Source organism: Ottowia thiooxydans DSM 14619 (assembly GCF_000422885.1).
Lineage (GTDB): Bacteria > Pseudomonadota > Gammaproteobacteria > Burkholderiales > Burkholderiaceae_C > Ottowia > Ottowia thiooxydans.
The window spans coordinates 122,042-144,148 of sequence record NZ_AUGX01000017.1; the positions used below are offsets into that span (position 1 = coordinate 122,042).

The window sequence follows — 22,107 nt, forward strand, 5'->3', positions numbered from 1 at the left end:
CCCGACCCGTCCGGAAATCATCCCATGCTGCAACTACAAGGCATCAACGCCCACTACGGGAAGCTGCACGTCCTGCACGACTTCTCGCTCACCGTCAACGACGGCGAACGCATAGGCATCTTCGGCCACAACGGCGCTGGCAAGACCACGCTGCTGCGTGCCTGTGTCGGCGACCTCGACGAATGCACAGGCAACATCAGCTACCGCAGCCAGAAAATTGCCACCGGCGAAGTTCATCGCAACGTTGGCTACGGCATGGGCTTCGTGCCCCAGGGCCACAACGTTTTCCGTGAACTGAGCGTCGCCCGGAACCTGCAGATCGCCGGCCTGCGCAACGGCCAGGGCGGGTTGGGTCAGGTGCAAGAGTTGTTTCCTCTACTGCGTGAGCGTCACGACCAGATCGCCGGCTCGCTCAGCGGCGGCCAGCAGCAAATGTTGGCACTGGGCATGGCGCTGATGACGCGCCCGTCCATCCTTCTTCTGGACGAGCCCACCATTGGGCTGGCTCCGGTCATCGTGCGCGATGTCCTGCGCAGCGTGACAGAAATCAACCGAAGCCAAGGCACGACCATTGTCATCGTCGAGCAGAACGTGCAGGCTACGCTGGAAAACGTCGACCGCGCGGTGGTCATCAAGTCAGGCCGCATGATCTTCGACGGTCCCAGCGAAAAACTGTTGCAGGAGGAGAGCCTGTGGCACCTATTCTGACGAACGAGGCGTCCGATGCTGCCCACGCCTTACGGGTCTACCTGCAGTGGGCTTGCGCACAGGAGTGGGCCGACATATCCCCGCCCGCCCGCCAACGCGCAGTGCGCGTTCTTGGTGATGACGTCAGTGCAGCGCTAAGTGCATTGCATCAACCCGAGGTCGCACTTGCCCATTCGCGCCTGACAGATCGCGCTGATGGCCGGGGGCAGGCGAGTCTTCTGGCCGCCGGCCTGCCGGCCCTGAGCTTGCAAGAGGCCGCATTGGGTAATGGCTTGGCAATGGGTTGGAATGAACTCGACGAGGGGTACCGCCACGCGGTGTGCCATGCCGGGCTCTACATATTGCCCGCGCTGCTCGCTGTGGCGCAAGTCGAGAAGGCCACGATGGCCGACACACTGCGTGCGCTGGTGCTCGGCTACGAGACCGTTACTCGCATCGCACGCACATGGAAGCATGCGGCTATGGTGATCCATCCGCACGCGTTGCTGGCGCCAGTGGGTGCGGCAGCAGGCGTTGGCTTCCTGAGGCGGCTATCGCCCGAGGTCATGGAACAAGCCATCGCCACAGCCGCCACGATGGGCATGGTCGGGCCGTACAACCAGGCGCTGCAGGGCGTCCTCTCGCGCAACACCTGGGCACCGCAAGGTGCGGTCAGCGGCTTACAGGCGCTTGAGTGGGCAGTCTGCGGATTCGGCGGCGAGGGCAGTAGCTTGCACGCGGTGTATGTCGCAGCCTTGGGTTGGAAGCAGGAGCTTTCCTTCCTCTCGATCGACGCCACCAAGCCATGGGCCATCGAGAGTGGCTACCTCAAACGCAACGCATGCTGTCAGTACGCGCATTCCACCATCGAAGCGGTGCAGTCAATCCTGGTCAGTCAGCCGCAATTGCTCGGTGGGCAACAAGTCACGGCCATCGAAGTCGAGGTACATTCGCTGGGCTTTGCCTTGGACAACTGCACGCCCTCAACCACCCTGGGCGCCAAGTTCTCTACGCCGCACGCAGTCGCTGCGGCATTGGTACATGGCCATGGCGAGGCCAGCGCCTTCGACGCGACATCACTGACCGACGTACGCGTCGCTCGCCTACGTCAGCTTGTCACGCTACGGCCCTTCGAAGGTGTACGCGAATGGCCGCACGATCGCCCGGCACGCGTAAGCCTTACCACTACAGAAGGCGAGCGTTTCACCGCCGAATGCTGGAGCGCACAAGGCGGCCCTGACCGCCCTTTCGACGACGAAACACTCTGGCACAAGATCGGTGCGCTGAGCCAATCCGCTGCGCCAGGATGGCTGGAGGTCGTGCGCCAACTAGATGCTCTCGCCGTGCAGTCTGCCTCAGGGCTCAACGGCGAATTCAAACAATCCTGGTCGACCTGGCTGCATCGCGGCTTTGCGGTCGTCGCCTGAACCAATAGAAGAGACCTCGAATATGCACACTTCAGTCGAAACCGTCGGCGCAAGCACCTCATGGGACCTCGAAGTGGACGTCCTCATCATAGGCGCAGGCGCCTGTGGCATGGCCGCAGCCATTGCCGCGCACGACGCGGGTGCTCAGGTTGCCATTGTCGAAAAGCTCGACCGCCCAGGTGGAAATTCATCGCTCAGCACCGGCTCGGTACCAGGTGCCAACAGCCGCTTCCAGCGCGAAGCCGGCATCGTCGACTCGGTCGAGACCATGATCGCTGACCTGCAACGCATAGGTGCAGATAGCGAGCTGCCCGCACTGACACACCGGATGGCCGCCATTTCAGCAGAGCTGTGCGAATGGCTGGTCGACCACGTCGGCGCGCGGATGGCGCTTATCACCGACTACTGCCATGTAGGCCATACGATACCGCGCCTGCATGCACCGGTCTCGCGCCGCGGCCAGGACTTGGTTGACGATCTTCTAGCCGCTGTGGCTCAACGCGACATTCCGCTGGCCACCAACAACCCAGTGCAGACTCTCTACCGCAACGCCGAAGGCGCTGTGGTGGGTGCGGGGGTAGGCGGCTCAGGTGTCGAATCATCGCGCATTGGCGCGCGCAACGTCATCCTCGCCTCCAACGGGTTCGCCGGAAACCGCGAACTGGTAGCGCGATATTGCGACGAGATAGCCGGTGCCGAATATTTCGGAGCTTTAGGCAGCCAAGGCGAAGCCGTACTATGGGCCGAACAGCTCAATGCCCGGCTGGCCAATATGCGGGCCTATCAGGGCTATGCGGCCGTGGCCTACCCACACGGTTCACTCCTATCGTGGACCACGATTGAAAAAGGTGGCGTGCTCGTCAATGCCAGTGGCCAGCGCTTCGGCAATGAAGATCTCGGCTACTCGGCCTATGCGCGCCATGTGTTGGCACAAGACACCAATGTCTATGCTGTCTTTGACGAACGCATCAAGGACCTGGCCTCCAAGGAGGACGAATTCCGTGAGCTGATCAACTACGGCGGTCTCAAGCATGCAGACAGCGCTGAAGAGCTCGCCACTTTCTTCAAGCTTCCACCCGAATCCCTCGCGCAGTCGATCGCCCAATTCAATGAAGCAGCAGCCGGACGTGCCACCGATGCCCACGGTCGTTCTCGCTTCGGTATGGCGCCGCTTACGGGTCGTCTGTGGATCTGTCGCGTCACACCAGGCCTCTTTCATACGCAGGGTGGACTGGCGGTAGATCACGATGGCCGCGTGCTGGACCTCCATGGCGCCGTCATTCCTGGCCTTTTTGCCGGTGGTGGTGCGGCGGCGGGCATCAGCGGCGGCGCAGGGGCCGGCGGTTACGCATCGGGCAACGGCTTGCTCACAGCCATCGGTCTGGGCTACATCGCTGGTCGCGCTGCGGCGGTCTGAAGGAAGTCTCCTTATGCCGGGCTCCACTGCACCATCTTCTTCACGCGTACTGGCCCGGTTTGCACACGGCTTGGCGTTAGCCGATGTGCCGGCTGAAGTTCAGCATCTCGCTCGCCTGCATCTGGCTGATGCCATCGGCGTGGGCCTGGGCGCGGCCGCTGTGCCACGACATCGCCGCTGGCTTGAGACCGTGCTGGCCGAAGGTGCGGCCACGGGCTCAGCGACCGCACTCGGCTTCGATGTCGGTGTTCCCGCCACGCTGGCCGCGATGATGAACGGCACAGGCATGCACTCCCTGGAGTTCGACGACACCCACATGGCCTCTATCGTGCATGGCAGCGCGGTTATCGTCCCAGCCGCGCTGGCGTCGGTCGAGGTTCGCGGCGCATCGCTCGACGAGCTCGTGCGCCTGGTCGTCATCGGGTGGGAAGCCTTGGTGCGTATCGGCGAGGCCAGCCCGGGCGGCTTCCAGCGTCGAGGGTTTCAGGTCACCTCGGTTGCAGGCGTGGTCGTCGCTGCGATGATTGCCTGCGTGGCGCGTGGTGCGTCCGTTGAGGAGACTGTAGCCGCCATGGGCATTGCCGGAAGTCAGGCTGGCGGCATTTTCGAGTTTCTGACCAACGGCTCCAATGTCAAGGCTCTACACCCGGGCTGGGCCGCCCATGCGGGCCTGTGGGCCGCTACCTGCGCCGCCGGTGGCATGACCGGGCCAGAAACTGTTCTCGAAGGCCGCTTTGGCCTCTACAACACCTATGCCGACGACGCCCAGGGTGGAGAGCGTCTGGCTGGTTATCTGCAGGACCTCGGTCGCGCCTGGCGCTTGTCGGATGCCGCCTTCAAGTTCTATCCCTGCTGCCACTATATCCACCCCTACCTCGAAATCGCACACGGGCTGCGCGAACAAATTCATTCACCAGACACCATTACGTCAGTGCATTGCCGCGTAGCGCCCGGCGCTGCCACAGTGATTTGTGAGCCGTGGTCAGCCAAGCAAACGGTGCGCACTGGCAATGAGGCCAAGTACAGCCTGCCGTATTGCATGGCGCGTATCCTGCTCGGGCGAGCGGTTGACATCCCGGCCATGACAGGGGACGACGTTGACGCAGAGGCCGTGGCGCTGTCGCAGCGTATCCATTGGAGTCCGTGGGACGACAGCGGCTTTCCCCAGCGCTTCGGAGCCGATGTGCAAGTCATTTTGGCAGACGGCCGCGAGCTGACCCAGCGCATTGACCAGGTTCAGGGCAGCGCGCAGCGCCCGGCTGGAGATACCGCTGTACAAGCCAAGTTCATGGCCAATGCCAGTGCCACGTTAGGCAAAGCCGCCAGCGTGCGCGCCTGGGACACCATAGTGCGGGCAGGCACGCTGGATACCTTGCAGAAGGCGCTGCGGAGCAGGGCCTGAGGACCATGAACGCTTCGGACCAAATTACGACAGCGAACGCGGGGCGTGTGCCCCTCGATCTGGTCACCGGCTTTCTGGGAAGTGGCAAGACCACGCTGATCAACGCCGTTCTACGGGACCCGGCGTTCGCCGGCACCCTGGTCATCGTGAACGAGTTCGGTGAAGTAGGCCTTGACCATCTGCTGGTCTCCAGCGCCGATGACCAGGTCGTGCTGCTCGACTCCGGCTGCCTGTGCTGCGCATCCTCCGGTTCACTGCGTGACACCCTTATCGATGTGTTTGCGCGCCGCAGCGGCGGCAGTGTGCCTGCATTCGACCGCATCATCGTCGAGACCAGCGGCCTGGCCAACCCCGCTCCGCTGGTGGCTTCGCTGCTGGGAGACTCGGCCCTCGCGCCTCGCTGCAGCCTTGCACAGGTCCTCACGCTGGTAGATGCGGGTAATGGCCTACAGACATTGGATCGTTACGACGAGGCTTGCCGTCAGGTCGCATTTGCCGACCGTCTTCTGATCAGCAAGCCCGACACCGCCACCAATGAATCTCTAGCGCAACTGCGCGAGCGCCTCACGGCCATGAACAACCATGCTCTGCCAGGCCAGTGGCAGCGCAACGACCCACCCGCGCCTCATTTCACCGCCCTGCCGCAGGGCTTGCGCAGTGGCGCCAGCACGCCGGTTTCGGCCTGGATGCGCGGCCCGTTGCGGCCGCAGTATGCGCCCGACGATGGCATAACTTCGACGGAGCGGCAGGCCGACCACCACGGCGAGGCCTTCCGCCAAATCACAACCCATGTCATTGCCGTGCCAGATACGCTCGACTGGCCCACCTACGCCGACTGGACTCACCAGCTCACGGCTCGCCTGGGAAAACGCCTGTTGCGCTGCAAGGGTTTGCTGCGCATTGGAGACAACCCATCGCAGGCCGACACGCCCTGGATTGTGCAGGGCGTGCAGGGCTATTTCGCCCCCCCTGAACGTCTGACTGAATGGCCCACGGCCTCATCACGACAAACCTTCCTGGTGTGCATCGGGGAGTCGCTGCAACGCGCCGAGCTCGACGCGATCCTCGAGTGCTCACCCATTTTCTGAAAGCAAAGGATTAACTCTATGCCTAACCGTTTCATCCTCCGCGGCGGCACCGTCGTCAGTGCCGACAGTGATCCCGCACCACTGGACATCCTGGTTGAGGCCGGCAAAATCGCAGCCCTACTGGCACCCGGAACGCCAGTGGCCGCCGATGTGTCCGAGCGGCGCATAGATGGCCTTCATGCCTTTCCAGGCCTCATTGAGGCGCACATGCACTTTGGTTTCGGCGAGAAGATCACGGAGTACGAAACCGAAACCGCCCACGCGGCGATCGGTGGTTTCACCACGGTGCTGGGCTACTTTCTCAACAACGAAGCTTATGGAGATGTCTACCGCCGAGAGCAAGATTACGCCCGTCCGCGTGCGCACATCGACTACGGATTTCACTTTAGTACCGCGTCTGAGTTACACGTGAAAGAGCTGGCCAGCTACGTCAAGGACTACGGCGTCACCTCGTTCAAGTACTTCATGAACTTCAAGGGTGAAGAGGGCCGCTACCTCGGTCTGGACGGCACTGACGACGGCTATTTTTACGCCCTGCTGCAGCAGGCCGCAGGCATCGGCGGCGTCACGGTGGTCTGCCATACCGAGAACATCGAGATCGTCAACCGCCTTCGCAACGCGCAACTCAACATTGGCCTTGATAACCTGCAGCAGTGGGAAGCGATCAAGCCGCCCATTACCGAAGCAGAGGCCGCCATCAAGGCGATGCTTTTCGCCGAGACGGTGGGCGCCACGATCTACATCCCGCACATGAGCTCCAAAATGGGTTTGGACGAGGTACGCCGCTGGCGAGGCCGCTACGACAAAGTTTTTGTCGAAACCTGCCCTCACTATCTCACGCACACCAGCGACATGGATCTGGGAGGTATGGGCAAAGCCAATCCTCCGTTCCGTAGCCGAGCCGAGCAAGATGCCTTGTGGGAAGGCCTCTTCGACGGCACGATCGATGTCGTCGCCTCAGACCATTGCCCCCGGAAACGCGTCACGAAAGACAAATCTCTCTGGCTGGCATCTCAAGGTTTTCCGGGTACCGCGACCATTCTTCCCGTATTGCTCCATGAGGGCTTTCATCAACGCGGGCTTTCACTGCAACGCATTTGCCAATTGGTGGCATCCAACCCCGCTCGGATTTTTGGCATAGACGACCGAAAAGGCCATCTCGCCGTTGGAATGGATGCCGACATCACCTTGGTGGATCTCAATCAGGAACGCACGGTGCGGCATGAAGACCTTCTCTCCTATTCTGACTACAGCATCTATGACAGCTGGACCTTCAAAGGCTGGCCAGTGGAGACCATCTTGCGCGGCAAGACCGTCATGCAGGCCGGCAAACTGACCGGTCAACCAGGAGAGGGCCGTTATCTATTTCGTCGCAACGACGGTACGGTCGATCTGCAGTCCGCCTGACCTCATGAAGAAACAACCTATCAAAAGCCAAGAGCTATTATTTCAAGGAGAAGCCCAATGAACATCTGGGACGACGTTATCAGCGCCGAAGAACAGAAAGCCTACGCCGCTGCGGGATTTGGCCGGCCTAGCGGCCTCGGTCAACGACCAGCCCTGTTGATCATCGACGTGCAATACCGTACCGTGGGCACGGAACGCAAGCCGTTCGATGAGGCGATCAAGGAGTTCCCCACTTCGTGCGGATCCGTGGCGTGGGATGCGGTCGAAGCGATGGTCCCGCTAGTGCAGCTTTTCCGCGCGCGCGGTTGGCCTGTGATGTACCCGCACGTGGCGCCAAAAATCGCCAACGAAGGCGGACGCTTGGCCGAGAAAGTGCCAGCCATCATGAATGTGGCGGCCAAGGGGTACGAGTTTCCTGAAGCGATCGCGCCGCAACCTGGCGACGTCATGCTCCCCAAGAAGCATCCCAGCGCCTTCTTCGGCACGGCTTTGTGCAGCCATCTGATAGACCATCAAGTCGATACCGTCATCGTCATAGGCTGCAGTACCAGCGGTTGCGTGCGCGGCACCGCAGTCGATGCGTTTTCGCTCAATTTCAAAGTAGCCATTCCTCAGGAGTGCGTGTATGACCGCAGCATCACCTCGCACAAGGTAAATCTTTTTGATCTGGGCCAGAAGTACGCGGACGTTTCCCCAGTGGCCGAACTGATGTCCAAACTCCAGGCCATTTCCTGACGATAAAAGGCCCCCACACACCCCGAGGGGGTGCTTTATTTTTGGGCGGCCCGGCAATACTAAACACTCACCCGAGAACTTGAAATGACAACGTCCTTGTCTCCTGGCCAGCGCTTTCGCTTGGCCTTGCGCGAAGAAAAGCCTCTTCAAATCGTAGGCGCGATCAATGCGAACCACGCCCTGCTCGCCAAGCGCGCGGGTTACCGCGCCATCTACCTCTCCGGTGGTGGTGTGGCTGCTGGCTCGCTTGGCTTGCCGGATCTGGGCATCAACACGTTGGATGATGTGTTGACCGATGTCCGTCGCATCACCGATGTATGTGACGCCCCTCTATTGGTCGACATTGATACCGGCTTTGGCCCGAGCGCCTTCAACATCGCGCGGACCATCAAAAGCCTCATCCGTTTTGGTGCAGCGGCCTGCCATATTGAAGATCAGGCGGGCGCCAAGCGTTGCGGCCATCGTCCTGGCAAGGAGATTGCGTCTACGCAGGAAATGGTGGATCGCATCAAAGCCGCTGTCGATGCCCGTACCGATGCAGACTTCTACATCATCGCCCGCACTGATGCCATCGCCAGTGAAGGAGTGGACGCGGCGCTGGAGCGCTCTGCTCGTTTTGTGGAGGCAGGTGCCGATGCCGTGTTTGCGGAGGCGGCCAATGACCTCACCACCTACCGGCGATTTGTCGACACCCTGCAGACTCCGGTTCTCGCCAATATCACCGAGTTCGGGAAAACGCCGCTCTTCACTACTGACGAACTTGCAAGCGCCGGTGTGAGCATGGTGCTCTACCCGCTAAGCGCATTTCGCGCCGCCAACAAAGCTGCAGAGAATGTCTATGAAACCATCCGCCGGGATGGATCTCAGCAGGCCGTGATCAATACGATGCAGACCCGTGAGGAGCTGTATGAGCGAATCGGTTATCACGCCTTTGAGCAGCACCTAGATGGTCTCTACGCAGCAAAGGCCGATCCCTCGAAATAGAAGCCGCCGCGGCGAACATACGGGCTAGCTCAGAGGTCGAAATCGGCGGCAAAGTCGCCGAATGCCGGTATGTCCTCGAGGCGGGTGAACCGCGTGACCAGTTCGGTGGCGCGTGCCTCGCCCCAGCCAGGGATGGCGAGCTTGAAGAATTTTTCGCGAACCTGCCCATCCCGATACGGGTTAGCGGCCTCTCCCCGCATCACCTCGCAATGTCCCGTGTATTCGGTGCCATCAACCATCTCTAAGCGAATTTCGCAAATCTGCTTATCCGGGTAGGCCTTGGTGAATTCGGCTTCTTCGCTCATATCCACGCGTCTGCACAGCGCCTGGACATCGGGGTTCGCCACGGCAGCTTCATCAAAGGCTTCAAGCGTGGACTCGCCATGGTGGATTATCGTGGCAATAGCGAAAGGAATCGAGAATCGCGCTCCGAAACTGCTATCAATTTCAGCCCCGTTGAGCATTGCAGCGAGCTTGAAGGTACGTACAACGACTCGTTTGACGTCGCGCGCTGCAACGCGCCCGCCGGGTGCTGTCAGAAGCGCTTCATCGAGCGCGTCAATAGCGGAATGAATGTAGCGACCAGTGCAATGCATCTTGAAGTAGCCCGCATTGATCAGCCATTGCTGTCCTAGATCCCGCGTCAGTGAGGGACTGTCGAAGCTGTCACCCAGCACGTTGCCGTACACGGACTGCACTCCATTAGCTTCCCCGGTGAAGCCGCACTCGACCATGCGCGCAGCAAGCAAGCCCATGCTGCCGGAGTGACCGGTATAAATGTTGCGCACGGTCGCACCCTCCAGCAACGTACGACGACTTGTGGCGAGCCCCAGCGTTGACGCGACATTGATGAGGCGGGACATCGCTTCGGCGCTAAAGCCTTTGAGTACGCCCACGGCCACCGCTGCGCCAATAGCGCCATAGGTGCCGTGCGGATGCACTGCCAGCCGCATGCCCCAGGCGCGGCCAATACGGGCCGACACCTCATAGCCCATGAGCACAGCGCGCACAAGCGCCTCGCCGGTAGCATTCAGTTCCTGCGCCGCTGCAAGCGCGGCTGGTACCACCTGGATGCCTGGATGCCCCTTGGCAATGAGGCAACCCTCGTTGAGCTCAAGCCAGGTACCAGCCGTTCCGTTGAGCAATGCGGCATCCGCAGCATTCGTACGTCGGCCGGTGCCAACCAACCAACAACGCCCGGGCGCTGCGCCACGAAGCGTCGCTTCGCGCAGGGCGCTCATTTCGGGTACTCGCATACCAGCGGCTATCGCCGTGAGGCTATCCAGGATGACCCATTTGGCGCGCTCAACGGCGGCTGCGTCGAAAGCTGCCAGTTCGCGCTGGCATGCAAAAGTGGCCAGATCGTTGAGATGCTTGTCCATTCGCCGCTTAATCTATTTTGGTACCAGCTTTCCGGATGATCTCACCCCACTTCGTGCGGTCACGCTCCATGCGCTGGCGTAGCTCAGCCGGCGTGCTCGGTGCAGCCGTGGTGCCGGCATCATCAAGCGCCTTGACGACTTCGGGACGCGCGAGAATTGTGTTGATTGTCTTATTGAGCTTCTCGACGATAGCCGCTGGTAATCCTGCGGGGCCTATGAGCGACATCCAGGTGGTTACCTCAAACGTCTTGAAGCCCGATTCCATAAAGGTCGGAAGTTGAGGCAGTGCAGGTGAGCGCCGCGCGCCCGTGACAGCAAGTGCCTTGAGCGCACCTGATTTCACGTGCGGCACAGCCGTGGTTACCAGCTCGAAGGTGACTTGAGTGTCCCCTGCGAGCAATGAAGCTCGCGCGGCAGCCGCGCCGGTAAACGGCACGTTGGTCATCTTGATACCAGTGGTACTTTCCAGCAGAGATGCAGCAAGCTGGCCCGTGCTGCCATTGCCAGGTGACGCGAAATTGAGCTCAGTCGGCCTTGCTCGCGCGTAATCAATAAATTCTTGCAGCGTGTTAACCGGAATTTTGGAGTTAACCACCAAAACCTGAATCGCCGTTGAGATGCATCCGATCGGCTGGAAGTCCGAAATCGAGTCGAACGGCATGTTCTTGAACAGATGCGGATTGATCGCATGAACGCCGAAAACGCCCATACCCACGGTGTACCCATCCGGTGCAGCGTTGGCGATCATTTGCGAGCCGATGTTCCCACCCGCTCCTGCGCGATTGTCAATAACAAAAGGCTGGCCCAGCTCTTCAGATAGCTTCTGCCCGATCAAGCGACCCACAAGATCAGTGGCCGAGCCCGCGGGAAAGGGCACGATCAGTCGTACAGGTCGGGACGGATAGGCCGCCTGCGCTGCAGCGGCTAGCGGCCAGCCCAGGCCCACGGCCCCTAGTGCGGTCAGCGCGGCGATAGCTTCGCGGCGATTTGCTCTTACGTTCATTTCAATGCCTCTATGAGAATGGATGATCAAGCGATCGCGGTCTGGATTTCAGGCCTTCGGCTTCGCGTTTTGTTACGCTGCTCGATATATGATATCAAAATTGCAAAGAAATACAATCATCATTCCGCAGAGCGATATAGCTTGTTGATATGTGTTTTTGCCAGCGTTGCAACAGTGAAAACGTGGGCTTGCATGTTTGATCGTTGGGCAACGTGACACGAACGCTCATTAGCGTCGTTTTCTCCAAGACACCACGTTATCTAGCGATACCGCGCATTCGATACCACGCATTCCAAAATGCATCCCGTAAACTCGCCATGGTGGAAAAGAAACTCAACTCAGTCGAGGCCGTCAAGGTCACCATCCGCATCCTGGACGAACTCGCATTGGCCCACCGCGCCATGGGGGTCACGGAGCTTGCCGACCTCCTGAACGAAACGAAGCCTCGAGTCCACCGGCATTTGTCCACTCTTAAGGAGATGGGCATCGTCGAACAGGACCAGTCAACCGAACGGTACCGGCTGGGCTGGCGGGTGTTCCAACTTGGCGAGGCCGCAGGCACGCAATTCGATTTGCGCCGCCGGGCAGAGCCTTATCTGGTGCGCATCCGTGACGAGCTGCACGAGACCGCAGTACTGGCTGTTCCCCTCAATGGCCGTCCTATGGTGATCGCGAATATGGACAACATCCATGCCCGCATCACCATCAGCGTGAAGCCGGGAAACCGGCCGCTGCCGCACTGCTCAGCACTGGGGCGTGTGACACTCGCATTCTCGGCAAGCGCGCTGCAGGACGAGATACTGTCTGCGCCCCTACTAGGCGAGACACCGCAATCCATGATTGACCCTGTGGAAATCAGGGAGCGCCTCGCGCTCATCAAGGAGCAGTTCTACGACGTGAGCGATGGCGAGGTCATGACGGGAGTCAACACCGTTGCTGTGCCTATCTTCAGAGATGGCGCTGTTCTGGCTGGCGCGCTGTCCATCATTGGATCGATACAGAACATCCCTAATCCACCGACCCGTCGTCAGGTCGAAGTGCTGCATGCATGTGCAACTGAGTTGTCGGCCCAGCTGAATAGCGATGCCTACAGCCGCTGGCAGTTCAGCCGAAAAGCGCACGACTCTTTCAACGCGCTTAAATAATTGTTCCTGACAAAGCTCAGGAACACGCCGACGAACTGACCCCTGCAGAGACCAAAGTGCTTGGCACTGGGTTCACCAAGCCCAGGCAGGAACCTGGCTGCCTGCGCCAGACTGAATATGGCTTCAATGACCCGATATCGGCAATCAAAGTTGTCGACGTTCGCGGCTCATTTAAGCAAGCCATTGGAAATTAAAAATCTCTGAAAATCCTGAGTCAACAGACCTGCTCCATAGAGATTCAAATGATCTCTATCTAGATACATAAACGTTTCCCCATCGATTGGACTGCACCAAATCTGACTTGGCGGACAAAGTTTTTCGAACGTTGGAAAAAAATACAGATTTTCCTGATCAACGGCTGCAGATGTCAACATAGCCTCAACCGGATCAATTCTTTTTCGCAATTTTTCACGGAGCACGGAACAATGATTTTCCGGGAAAAAGACACCACCGCATGTGGATTTATATTCAAAATTGAATATTGGTGGCGGACCAACCACAACCACATTCACTCCCTTGATGCGCAACCGAATCGCCAAATCCTTGACTTCCTTTACCCACAAACCAAGATCATCTACAGCGCCATTTTCATACCGCTTTAGGTAGAGTCTTGATAATAAAAAAATATCGCCCGGTCGCACCCTTTTTTCCACTTCCTTTAAAATCAATTCTCGCTGAAATGACTTTCTCCCGGTAGATGGAAAGTGATGCCCAGGCGTTTCAATAAGATTTATCCCGACACCTGCCTGCTCATGCAAGCCCATGAGCATGGCTTGAAGATGACCGGCATGGCTGTCCCCCATTCCCCATATCGTTGGCAAATTTTGGGAGTTTGGTTCAAGAGTACAGTTATCAAACGTGTCGCTTTTCAATGGACGCGTCCCGTCATCTACAATGCATGTGAGACCGAACAATAAACCCTTTATATCCAAAAAGCCATTTGGAGATTGGAGCAATTTGCTCTCCAATTTCAAGAAATTGGATTTAAACTGAGGAGCAGCATAGATAAGGGTCAGCGCAATAATCGCGCTCAACGTCAGACCCATGCATATTGGATTTTTAAGAACCCTTCGCCTTACCGGGTTCTCCACAAATCGATACGATATTTCCGCAAAAATGAACGTTGCCAATAAAATCCAACCAATAGTGGCTTCATTCACTCCGAACGTCCAGCGAGCCAAAACAATGAAAATCCAATGCCACAAATAAAGAGAGTAGGATATCAATCCTATACGGCGCACCACGGAAAAATTCAATAGCCTCACTAACGCAGGATTATGTTTTGCAGCAACAATCACCCATGCGGTTAATATCACAGTGAAAACAATTAAATACGTTGAGCCAACCAAAGGCTTTATAGGAAATAACAACAGCAAAGCCATTGCGAGCATTGCCGTCCAGGAATAAATATTCCTACGTCTTTGCCCTTTATTGCTATTATCAATTAAGAATGCCAAGGCTCCCACGCCCATTTCCCAGAATCTTATTGGGGATAAAAAATACATCTCTCCTGGATCAATGGGATATAACCAAAGAAATCCAATGATTGATAAAGCACTCAGACCTGAAATCAGCAGAACAAATGCTCTTATCTTGTTGTGATATTTCGCGGCACTCCAAACAAGCAACGGGAACAGCAAATAGAACTGCTCCTCAACCCCTAATGACCATGTGTGAGCAAATATATTCGCCTGGATTGAACTAGTAAAATAATCCGAGGCACTGAAATATAAAACAAAGTTAGAAACTCCGAACAACGCCGCGACGCCAGTTTTCAGGTTTTCAGTAGGATCTGGTATCAGCAAGCAAACCGCGAAACCTGCAAAAAAGACCGCGAAAGCCAACGCAGGCAACAGTCGCTGCATTCTCCGGCCATAGAAATCAAGCAGGAAGTCTTTCAACCTCCAACTTGTTTTCCCCCACAACGACATTGAAATCACGTAGCCGGAGATGACAAAAAACATGTCAACCCCTAGATACCCAGCAGGCATCCAGGCTGGATTCAGGTGATTCGCAATAACAACAAGTACGGCAATGGCTCGGATGCCATCAATATGTGATTGATAGCGGTCAGACATAGTCACTTGTGAATCACTTCCAATAGGCCGCTGTGCCCCCAAAAACACTATGCGCTGGGCGGCAAGTCGATCTTAAGCAGAAGATTTGGGTTAGGAGCCTTTTCAAGGTCTTCTCGCGAGCGGGCGGGCACAGACCGGGCTGATCTGTAGCGCTTCAATTATTGCCAATGACACGGGCCATTGGCTTGGGGCTGCGCCTCGCAGTCCGCCCCAAGCCGCACCCGCACATCTCGCGACAAGACTTTGAACGGGCTCCAAGACATTCATGATCATTGATTATTCATCAGCACACTACTCCACAGTCACTGATTTCGCCAAATTCCGTGGTTTGTCCACATCCGTGCCCCGCGCTACGGCCGTGTGATAGGCGAGCAACTGCAATGGCACCACGTGCAAGATAGGCGAAAGCGGGCCGTAATGCTCAGGCATGCGGATCACGTGGATACCTTCGCTGGATTCGATATGCGTGTCTGCGTCAGCCAGTACATAGAGTACCCCCCCTCGTGCACGTACTTCCTGCATATTGCTCTTTAGTTTTTCCAGCAGGGCATCATTAGGCGCCACCGTAACCACCGGCATGGCGCTGGTCACCAGTGCGAGCGGGCCATGCTTGAGTTCGCCAGCAGCATAGGCTTCGGCATGGATGTAGGTGATCTCCTTGAGTTTGAGCGCGCCCTCCTGGGCCACGGGGTAGTGCAAGCCACGCCCAAGGAACAAGGCGTTTTCCTTGCTGGTGAATTGCTCCGCCCAATCAATGATCTGCGGCTCCAAAGCCAACACCGCTTGCAGCGCCATGGGCAGATGGCGCATGGCGACCAGGTGCGCCGCTTCTTGCTCATCCGTGAGCAGGTTGCGCGCACGTGCCAGCGCCAGTGTGAGCAGGAAAAGACCCACCAACTGGGTAGTGAAGGCTTTGGTGGACGCCACACCAATTTCTACGCCTGCGTGTGTGAGATAAGCCAGTTTGCATTCACGCACCATGGCGCTGGTGGCCACGTTGCATACGGTTAACGTGTGCTTCATACCCAGGCTTTGCGCGTGGCGCAATGCGGCTAAGGTGTCTGCGGTTTCACCGGATTGGCTGATGGTGACGACCAAGGTCTTCGGATCTGGCACTGACTCGCGATAGCGGTATTCGCTGGCGATCTCCACTTGGCATGGAATTTTGGCGATGGCTTCCAGCCAGTACTTGGCTACACAGCCGGAGTAGTAGCTAGTACCGCATGCGAGGATCAAGACTTTGTCTACCGCGCGGAAGGTGGAATAAGCGCCCTCGCCCGGTGCGTGATTGTTGGCAGCTTCGAACAATTCCGGCACCACCGCTTGCACACCTTCCAGCGTGTCTGCTACGGCGCGGGGCTGCTCAAATATCTCTTTTTGCATGTAGTGCCGGTAAGGCCCCAGTTCGGCCGCCCCGCTCATCGCATGCACTGTTTTTACCGGACGAGTCACGCTCTGCCCGGTGCGATCGGTGATCCAGTACTTGCCCAACTGGACATCCACCACGTCGCCTTCTTCCAGATAGACGATTTGATCCGTCACGCCTGCGAGGGCCATGGCATCGCTGGCGAGGAAGTTCTCCTGGCCATCCGCCCCCGCGCCCAGCACCAAGGGCGAACCCTCCCTCGCCCCGACCAGGCGATGGGGCTCATCACGGTGCAACACAGCCAACGAATAGCTGCCGCGCAATCTTCGTACGGCCGCTTGTACAGCTTGGAAGAGATCGCCCTCATAAAGGCTATCGATCAGGTGCACAACGGTTTCGGTGTCCGTCTGGCTGGTGAAGAAGTAGCCGCGAGCCAGCAACTCAGAGCGCAAAGCTTCATGGTTCTCAATGATGCCGTTGTGCACCAGCGTGACACGTGACGGGCGGGCGGCGGCCTGCTCTCCACTCATGCCTTCGGGCACCGGGCCGCGGCTGACGTGGGGATGCGCGTTGGCCACTGCCGGCACGCCATGTGTGGCCCAACGGGTGTGGGCTATACCAGTAACGCCGATAAGGCCCTGCTGCTCCGCTTGAGTTCCAAGATCAGAAACGCGCGCGATGCCGCGCAAGCGCGTGAGGCGAGTGCCAGACGCGGGGGTTGATGACTCCTCCGCATGAACCGCGACGCCGCACGAATCGTAGCCGCGATATTCCAGACGCTGCAGCCCCTGGACGAGGATGGGAACGATGTTGCGCGTAGAAACCGCGCCGACGATGCCGCACATGCTTGATTGCCTTTATTTGAAGGATGCGCCATCCTACGCTTGGCTCAATGAAATATTCGTAAAATTAATTATCATGAAATGAAATCAAAAACCAACCCTACGAATAAGTGAACTTATATTTCTAAATATCATTCTTTATGATTCAAAATTTCATCGATGCAGTGGACTGGTTCTTGCTGGATCAACTTCAGCGGGATGCCAGTCTCAGCAACCAGGCGTTGGCCGAACTGGCGAAAATCTCGGCGCCCACCTGCTTGCGCCGCATCAGGCGTCTGCATGAGGCAGGGTTGATCACGGCACAGGTGACCCTTTTGAATGAAGATGCCGTGGCCGCTCTACGAGGGCATGGGCTCACAGCAGTGGCCGAAGTTTCGCTTGATCGCCAGGGTGACGAGCACATGAACGCGTTTGAGGAGCGTGCTGTGGCCGATTTAGCAGTCACGCAGTGTTACCGCGTGAGCCCTGGGCCAGATTTCATTTTGATGATTCGCGTGGATGACATGCCTGGCTATCAAGCGCTGGCACAGCGGCTGTTCACGCAGGATGCCAACGTGCGCAACGTGAAGGTATTCTTCTCGGTCAAACGAGGGAAGTTTGAAACACGCATGCCATTGAACTATGACCTTGGTCGGCGGGAGGGCAAAACCGGGCGTGCGTAAACGGTGATCAGAATCTGCGCCGCGTAATAAGTGCTCAGCACCCAAAGATGGGCCAGGGGCAGCGGCGACACGAAGCGGTTGGTGGCGAGCAAGGCATCGCTCAGCATGAAAAAGCAGGCACCCAACGCCACCATCATGCTCGGTTGATCACCGCTTATCCGGAAGCGGCCAATAGCCTGGGCGGCCATGAGAGCAATCACGGTGACGTAAGCAGCCACAGGGATTCGCAGTGCTGGAGGCAGACCACCGGTCCAGAGGAACGCATACATGGCCAAGCCTATCGATAGCGTGGCAGCCAAAGCACCTCGACTGGGAAACCAAGGCACGTCCCGTTTGAACAAAGCGATATAGGCCAGGTGCGCCAACAGAAACGCCACCAGGCCCGGGATGAAATAGCCCTCAAACATGAGCGCCACATCACCCAGCATGGAGAGCCCGAGAGCCAGCGCAAGCGTGAGTTCGAAACGGATGAATGCCTTATCAGCGGGCGCCGGCATGGCCCGGACACGGGCTGTCACGAACGCAATGGCGCACACCATGACAAGTGGCTTGAATATACGATGCCACTCGATCATGCCAAGCGCAGCGGTGACGGTGGCCAAGGCCGCCGATTCGATCATCAGCACCTGCCAGATCCCAATGCGCCCTTGCAGCAGCGCCCCCACGGCCCATAGGCCGATGACTAGAACACCGAACCAAAGTGCGGATTGAATGAGGGGCGCGGAGTCAGCCTGCCAGAGGAACATGGCAGCTCCAGCAATGAGCGCAATGAACTGCGCACCGGCGAACCATTGCACGCCTCGGCTGGTGGGGGGCTCAAAAGGGCGCACAGCGGTGATGTCGAATGGTGATTTTGGCCACCGAGCGGCCACATCGGGCGGGCGCCAGCCAGGGGGTTTGAGCCATACGCGCAGTTTATCGGACCAACGGCGAGCTCGCCATGAGTCCTGCGCCAGCGCCCAATAAACCTCCGCATTGGCCCAAAGAGGATCCCATGAGTTGAGGGGTGAGCGGGTGCCATAGATGGGCTTGTCGCGCTCATCTTCTTCAAGGAAGCTGCCGAAAATCCGGTCCCATACGATCAGTATGCCGCCGTAGTTCCGGTCTAGATAGCGATCATTCACGGCATGGTGCACGCGGTGGTTGGAGGGCGAGCAAAACCAGCGATCGAACCAGCCTAGCTTGGGCACGTGCTCGGTATGCACCCAGAACTGATAGAGCAGGTCGATCAGTGCCACCACGCCAAAGACCACCGGTGGCACGCCTGCCAAGGCCATGGGTAAATAGAAGATCCAACCGAACAGGGCGCCGGAGCTGGTTTGGCGAAGCGCCGTGCTCAGGTTGTAGTGCTGGCTCTGGTGGTGGACCACATGCGCGGCCCACAAGACCGCGCTCTCGTGGCCCATGCGGTGCAACCAGTAATAGCAAAGATCATAGAACAGCAGTGCCAGCACCCAGCCGTACCACGTGGTCCAGAAGGCGTCCGCGCGAAACAGGGCGACGTATTCAAAGACTGCGGTGTACAGGCCTATACGCAGCAGGCTCATGAAGACAGCGCTGATCTGGCTGAGAACCCCTAAGCCGAGGCTGTTGATGGCATCAGCCATGCGGTAAGTGTCGCGCTGTTTGCGCTTACCCCAGGCCCATTCGATCAAGATCAGCAGAAGAAAAACCGGGGTGGCAAAGACAATGATCTGGCTAGGGTGCTGTGTCATAAATGCCTGAACAAATTGCAATCGGTGCATGGGCGCTCATGGCAAGACGCCAACACGGCCATGCGTGCGAAGGTGCGATTTCATGGTCAGGCATTCAGGAGGCAGCACCCTCGGTGAGGGCACTGTGCACCTTTCAGAGGCCTCGAGTCAGGAGCCTCAATTCACCGCACCACGCGCATCCACCCGGATGATGGACTCCACACGGCCATCTTGCAATCCACCCCGCACGAAAATCATGACATCGTGCAGATTCACCGTGGGATCGCAGTGCCCGGGAATCAGCCAGGTGGTAGCCCCCAGCCGCGGCAGCGAACCACTCATGCCGAGACGCAAAATACCGTGCTCGTCGCCGGCATCCGTGTAGTTCATGGGCGCCTGCCCTGCCTGCGCATGCACCAGCGGCATTCCTGAATCAATGGCGTGGCTCTTGTGGCCCGCGTCGACCACCACCCTGTCTGGGGCGACGCTGATGACCTGCGATTTCACGAACAGCGCATGCTCGAACCGAGGTTGGGTGTTGTCCTGGTGGTTACGCGCGTAGCTGGCGTCCATGAAAAGGTAGCTGCCCGGCTGCAGTTCATCCCACGCGCCGCTGGCGGCCTCCAGCGAGAAGCTGCCGGTGCCTGCCCCTGTGACCAACGGAACTTCTATCTCGGCTTCAGCCAAAAGCTCTCGTACTGCCCTCACGCGCACCGCAGCCTGTGCAATCGCTGCGCGCCGCTCATCAGGCGTGCGCAAATGCTGCGCACCGCCATGGTAGGCATGCAGGCCTGCAAAACGCAACTGAGACGGGCCACGCACAAGCTCCAGCACCAATTGCAAAGCTTCGGGCGCATCCGATGCACCGCAACGCCCCTGACCCACATCGATTTCCACCAACACGTCGATGGCGGCATTGGTCATCCGCATGGCATGGGCCAGGCTCTCTATGCCTTCATGGCTATCTACCGCGATGGCCAGCCGGCCTCCACGTTGCTGTAGCTGGTAAGCCAGTGCAGCCACACGAAGCAGCTTGGACGGAGCGATGACCTCGTTGGAGATGAAGATGTCGTTCAAGCCGCCGGAGGCCATGATCTCGGCCTCTGAAATTTTCTGCACGCAAATGCCTACCGCGCCCGCCTGCATTTGCAAACGGGCGATCTCCACGCTTTTGTGCATCTTGGCATGTGGGCGCAATTTCACGCGGTGCCGGACGGCGAACTCAGCCATGCGCTGAATGTTTCGGCCAAGTGCATCGGCATCCACCACCAGCGACGGGGTTTCTATGGCATCTACCCCCTGGCCTACCAGGCCTAGCAGGCGAGGTGGCAGATCTTCGGTTTCAGGCGGTGGTTTCATCAAGTGAAGCCCCTTCCAGGTGCGTTTCATCGCCCCAGCCGACAAGCGTCAAGCCTGAAGGTGTCCACAGCAGTCGATTGACCGCCGCATTGCCCAGTTGCCAGGTGCGCGCATCTTGTAAGCCCAGCCCGGTCGCGATGCGATAGAGCATATCCAGCACGCCCCCATGGGTAAACAGGGCAATCTGTTGGCCGACGTGGCGGGCCGCCAGTTCGTTCACAGTTTCACTCAGACGGTGCTGGAGCTGGCGCAGCGATTCGCCTCCATTGGGCGCAGCCCAATCAGGATCGCGCTTGCGCCACTTGTGCGCTTCCTCAGGCAGAGTGTCACTGATCTGCGCGAACGTCAGACCTTGGAAATCACCAAAACATCGCTCGCGTAGTTCCGGCAACAGCGTAAGGGGCGCGCCGGTAGCGTCCGCCACCGGCTGCGCCGTGGCCCTGGCACGTGCCAGATCGCTGCTGTAGATGGCGTCGATCGCTTCACTCTCGGCCAAGGCGCGTGCAACAAGAGACGCCTGGGCTCGGCCCTTGTTATTGAGTTCGATATCCAGATGCCCCTGAATGCGCGAGTCCCGGTTCCAGGCTGTTTCACCGTGTCGCACGGCGATGATGCGTGTAGATTCCATGGCGCCATCATGCCACTGATGGCATGTTTTTTGCACCTCCACTCCGGGCGAGGTTTAGTCTGAAATCGCATCAGGGCCTATCGCACCAGGTGCGACGCGACACTCAAACCACTCCAGAAGCGCGGGTGCTAGATCAGCCAACGCGGCGCTGCAACCTATGCGCTGACGCGCTTACTTTGGCGCGGGAGTGACAGGCAGGAGAGGAACAACGACCCGGCGCGTGGCCTGACCGGGCTCAGGGTAGCCTTCCAGCGCTGCAGTAAACAGCGCAGCCAGCACGTTATCGGTATCGTGCCAAAGCCCATCGTGGCGCGCGCGGGTGTCGTAGACGATCTGGCCGCTTTGTAGATCGCGCATCAACAAGCCTACTTCGCTCACATACGCGGTCACGGCTGGATCCCAAAGCGGCGCGCCCAGGCCAAAACCCAGGCTTCCGCCACGAAAACCGGTCCCCATGCCAAACCCGAATGTCCAGCCCGGGCGGCCATAGAAGCCTCCGCCATCAGTCCAATAAGCGCCTACATTGCCGCTGACCTGCACGCCCAGGCGCGGTTGCGCCTCGTCATGCACCAAACCTACGCGTGCCATGGCTTCCTTGGCCATAGCCTCCAGGCGCTCGGGCGCTGGCTGGCCCACCGCTTGCTGGCCGCGCTCAAATTTATAGTGAGCACCCGCCAGTACCGCAGAGCCAGGCGCTCTCGCAGCAGTAGTGTGGACAGAGGCATCCACGGAGCGTGGGCCCACGGCGCAGGCACTCAAAAACACGGTAGCCAGCAACACAATGACGAAACTTCGCATGGC

The 22,107-nt window shown here is 58.6% G+C and carries 18 protein-coding genes; 10 read left to right on the forward strand and 8 right to left on the reverse strand.

What is annotated here, in order from left to right; all coding sequences use genetic code 11:
- Positions 1 to 24 precede the first annotated feature (24 nt).
- The 8 genes from G518_RS0116570 to prpB all read left to right on the forward strand — a co-directional run bounded on the left by G518_RS0116570 (position 25) and on the right by prpB (position 9,147).
- Positions 25 to 708, forward strand: a complete 684-nt coding sequence (locus G518_RS0116570; RefSeq protein ID WP_028603514.1) for an ABC transporter ATP-binding protein — start codon at positions 25 to 27, stop codon at positions 706 to 708.
- A complete protein-coding gene (locus G518_RS35510; protein WP_051236851.1) occupies positions 693 to 2,114 on the forward strand; it encodes an MmgE/PrpD family protein in 1,422 nt (473 codons plus the stop codon). Before G518_RS0116570 ends, G518_RS35510 begins: the two co-directional genes overlap by 16 nt.
- A gap of 22 nt (positions 2,115 to 2,136) precedes the next feature.
- On the forward strand, positions 2,137 to 3,531 hold the full coding sequence (locus G518_RS0116580; protein ID WP_051236853.1) for an FAD-dependent oxidoreductase: 1,395 nt from the start codon (positions 2,137 to 2,139) through the stop codon (positions 3,529 to 3,531).
- 13 nt (positions 3,532 to 3,544) lie between these two features.
- Complete coding sequence (locus G518_RS0116585) at positions 3,545 to 4,933, forward strand: MmgE/PrpD family protein (RefSeq protein WP_028603516.1); 1,389 nt, start codon at positions 3,545 to 3,547, stop codon at positions 4,931 to 4,933.
- 5 nt (positions 4,934 to 4,938) lie between these two features.
- Entirely contained in the window at positions 4,939 to 6,021 is a 1,083-nt protein-coding gene (locus G518_RS35515; RefSeq protein WP_051236854.1) for a CobW family GTP-binding protein, read from the forward strand.
- An 18-nt stretch (positions 6,022 to 6,039) separates the two neighbouring features.
- The gene (locus tag G518_RS35520; RefSeq protein WP_051236856.1) at positions 6,040 to 7,428 is read left to right on the forward strand and encodes a dihydroorotase; all 1,389 of its coding nucleotides are present in this window, start codon (positions 6,040 to 6,042) and stop codon (positions 7,426 to 7,428) included.
- A 57-nt stretch (positions 7,429 to 7,485) separates the two neighbouring features.
- Positions 7,486 to 8,163, forward strand: coding sequence for an isochorismatase family protein (locus G518_RS0116600; protein ID WP_036594979.1), 678 nt, complete (start codon positions 7,486 to 7,488; stop codon positions 8,161 to 8,163).
- 84 nt (positions 8,164 to 8,247) lie between these two features.
- Positions 8,248 to 9,147, forward strand: a complete 900-nt coding sequence (gene prpB / locus G518_RS0116605) for a methylisocitrate lyase (protein WP_028603518.1) — start codon at positions 8,248 to 8,250, stop codon at positions 9,145 to 9,147.
- A 29-nt stretch (positions 9,148 to 9,176) separates the two neighbouring features.
- Here the strand turns inward: prpB and G518_RS35525 are convergent, their stop codons facing one another.
- Complete coding sequence (locus G518_RS35525) at positions 9,177 to 10,529, reverse strand: MmgE/PrpD family protein (protein ID WP_051236858.1); 1,353 nt, start codon at positions 10,527 to 10,529, stop codon at positions 9,177 to 9,179.
- A gap of 7 nt (positions 10,530 to 10,536) precedes the next feature.
- On the reverse strand, positions 10,537 to 11,532 hold the full coding sequence (locus tag G518_RS0116615) for a Bug family tripartite tricarboxylate transporter substrate binding protein (RefSeq protein ID WP_028603519.1): 996 nt from the start codon (positions 11,530 to 11,532) through the stop codon (positions 10,537 to 10,539).
- A gap of 317 nt (positions 11,533 to 11,849) precedes the next feature.
- Between G518_RS0116615 and G518_RS35530 the strand changes: the two genes are divergently transcribed.
- A complete protein-coding gene (locus tag G518_RS35530) occupies positions 11,850 to 12,677 on the forward strand; it encodes an IclR family transcriptional regulator (RefSeq protein WP_051236860.1) in 828 nt (275 codons plus the stop codon).
- Between the two features lie 167 nt (positions 12,678 to 12,844).
- On the opposite strand, the gene G518_RS38560 is transcribed toward G518_RS35530, so the two are convergent.
- Both G518_RS38560 and glmS read right to left on the reverse strand, forming a co-directional pair.
- On the reverse strand, positions 12,845 to 14,755 hold the full coding sequence (locus G518_RS38560) for an acyltransferase family protein (RefSeq protein WP_051236862.1): 1,911 nt from the start codon (positions 14,753 to 14,755) through the stop codon (positions 12,845 to 12,847).
- 291 nt (positions 14,756 to 15,046) lie between these two features.
- Positions 15,047 to 16,966 carry a glutamine--fructose-6-phosphate transaminase (isomerizing) gene (gene glmS / locus G518_RS0116635; protein ID WP_028603520.1) on the reverse strand — a complete coding sequence of 640 codons (1,920 nt, stop codon included), beginning with the start codon at positions 16,964 to 16,966 and terminating at the stop codon, positions 15,047 to 15,049.
- Between the two features lie 137 nt (positions 16,967 to 17,103).
- Here glmS and G518_RS35540 point away from each other — a divergent pair, with 137 nt between their 5' ends.
- The gene (locus G518_RS35540) at positions 17,104 to 17,625 is read left to right on the forward strand and encodes an Lrp/AsnC family transcriptional regulator (protein ID WP_036594982.1); all 522 of its coding nucleotides are present in this window, start codon (positions 17,104 to 17,106) and stop codon (positions 17,623 to 17,625) included.
- Here G518_RS35540 and G518_RS0116645 read toward each other — a convergent pair.
- The 4 genes from G518_RS0116645 to G518_RS0116660 form a co-directional block, all read right to left on the reverse strand.
- Positions 17,583 to 19,370 carry a lysoplasmalogenase family protein gene (locus G518_RS0116645; protein WP_245597985.1) on the reverse strand — a complete coding sequence of 596 codons (1,788 nt, stop codon included), beginning with the start codon at positions 19,368 to 19,370 and terminating at the stop codon, positions 17,583 to 17,585. The genes G518_RS35540 and G518_RS0116645 overlap by 43 nt on opposite strands.
- A gap of 126 nt (positions 19,371 to 19,496) precedes the next feature.
- Positions 19,497 to 20,678: a DSD1 family PLP-dependent enzyme gene (locus tag G518_RS0116650; protein WP_028603522.1), complete on the reverse strand. Its 1,182-nt coding sequence runs from the start codon at positions 20,676 to 20,678 to the stop codon at positions 19,497 to 19,499.
- Entirely contained in the window at positions 20,662 to 21,306 is a 645-nt protein-coding gene (locus G518_RS0116655) for a histidine phosphatase family protein (protein WP_028603523.1), read from the reverse strand. Before G518_RS0116655 ends, G518_RS0116650 begins: the two co-directional genes overlap by 17 nt.
- A gap of 171 nt (positions 21,307 to 21,477) precedes the next feature.
- Positions 21,478 to 22,104, reverse strand: coding sequence for a DUF4136 domain-containing protein (locus G518_RS0116660; protein ID WP_028603524.1), 627 nt, complete (start codon positions 22,102 to 22,104; stop codon positions 21,478 to 21,480).
- Positions 22,105 to 22,107 lie beyond the last annotated feature (3 nt).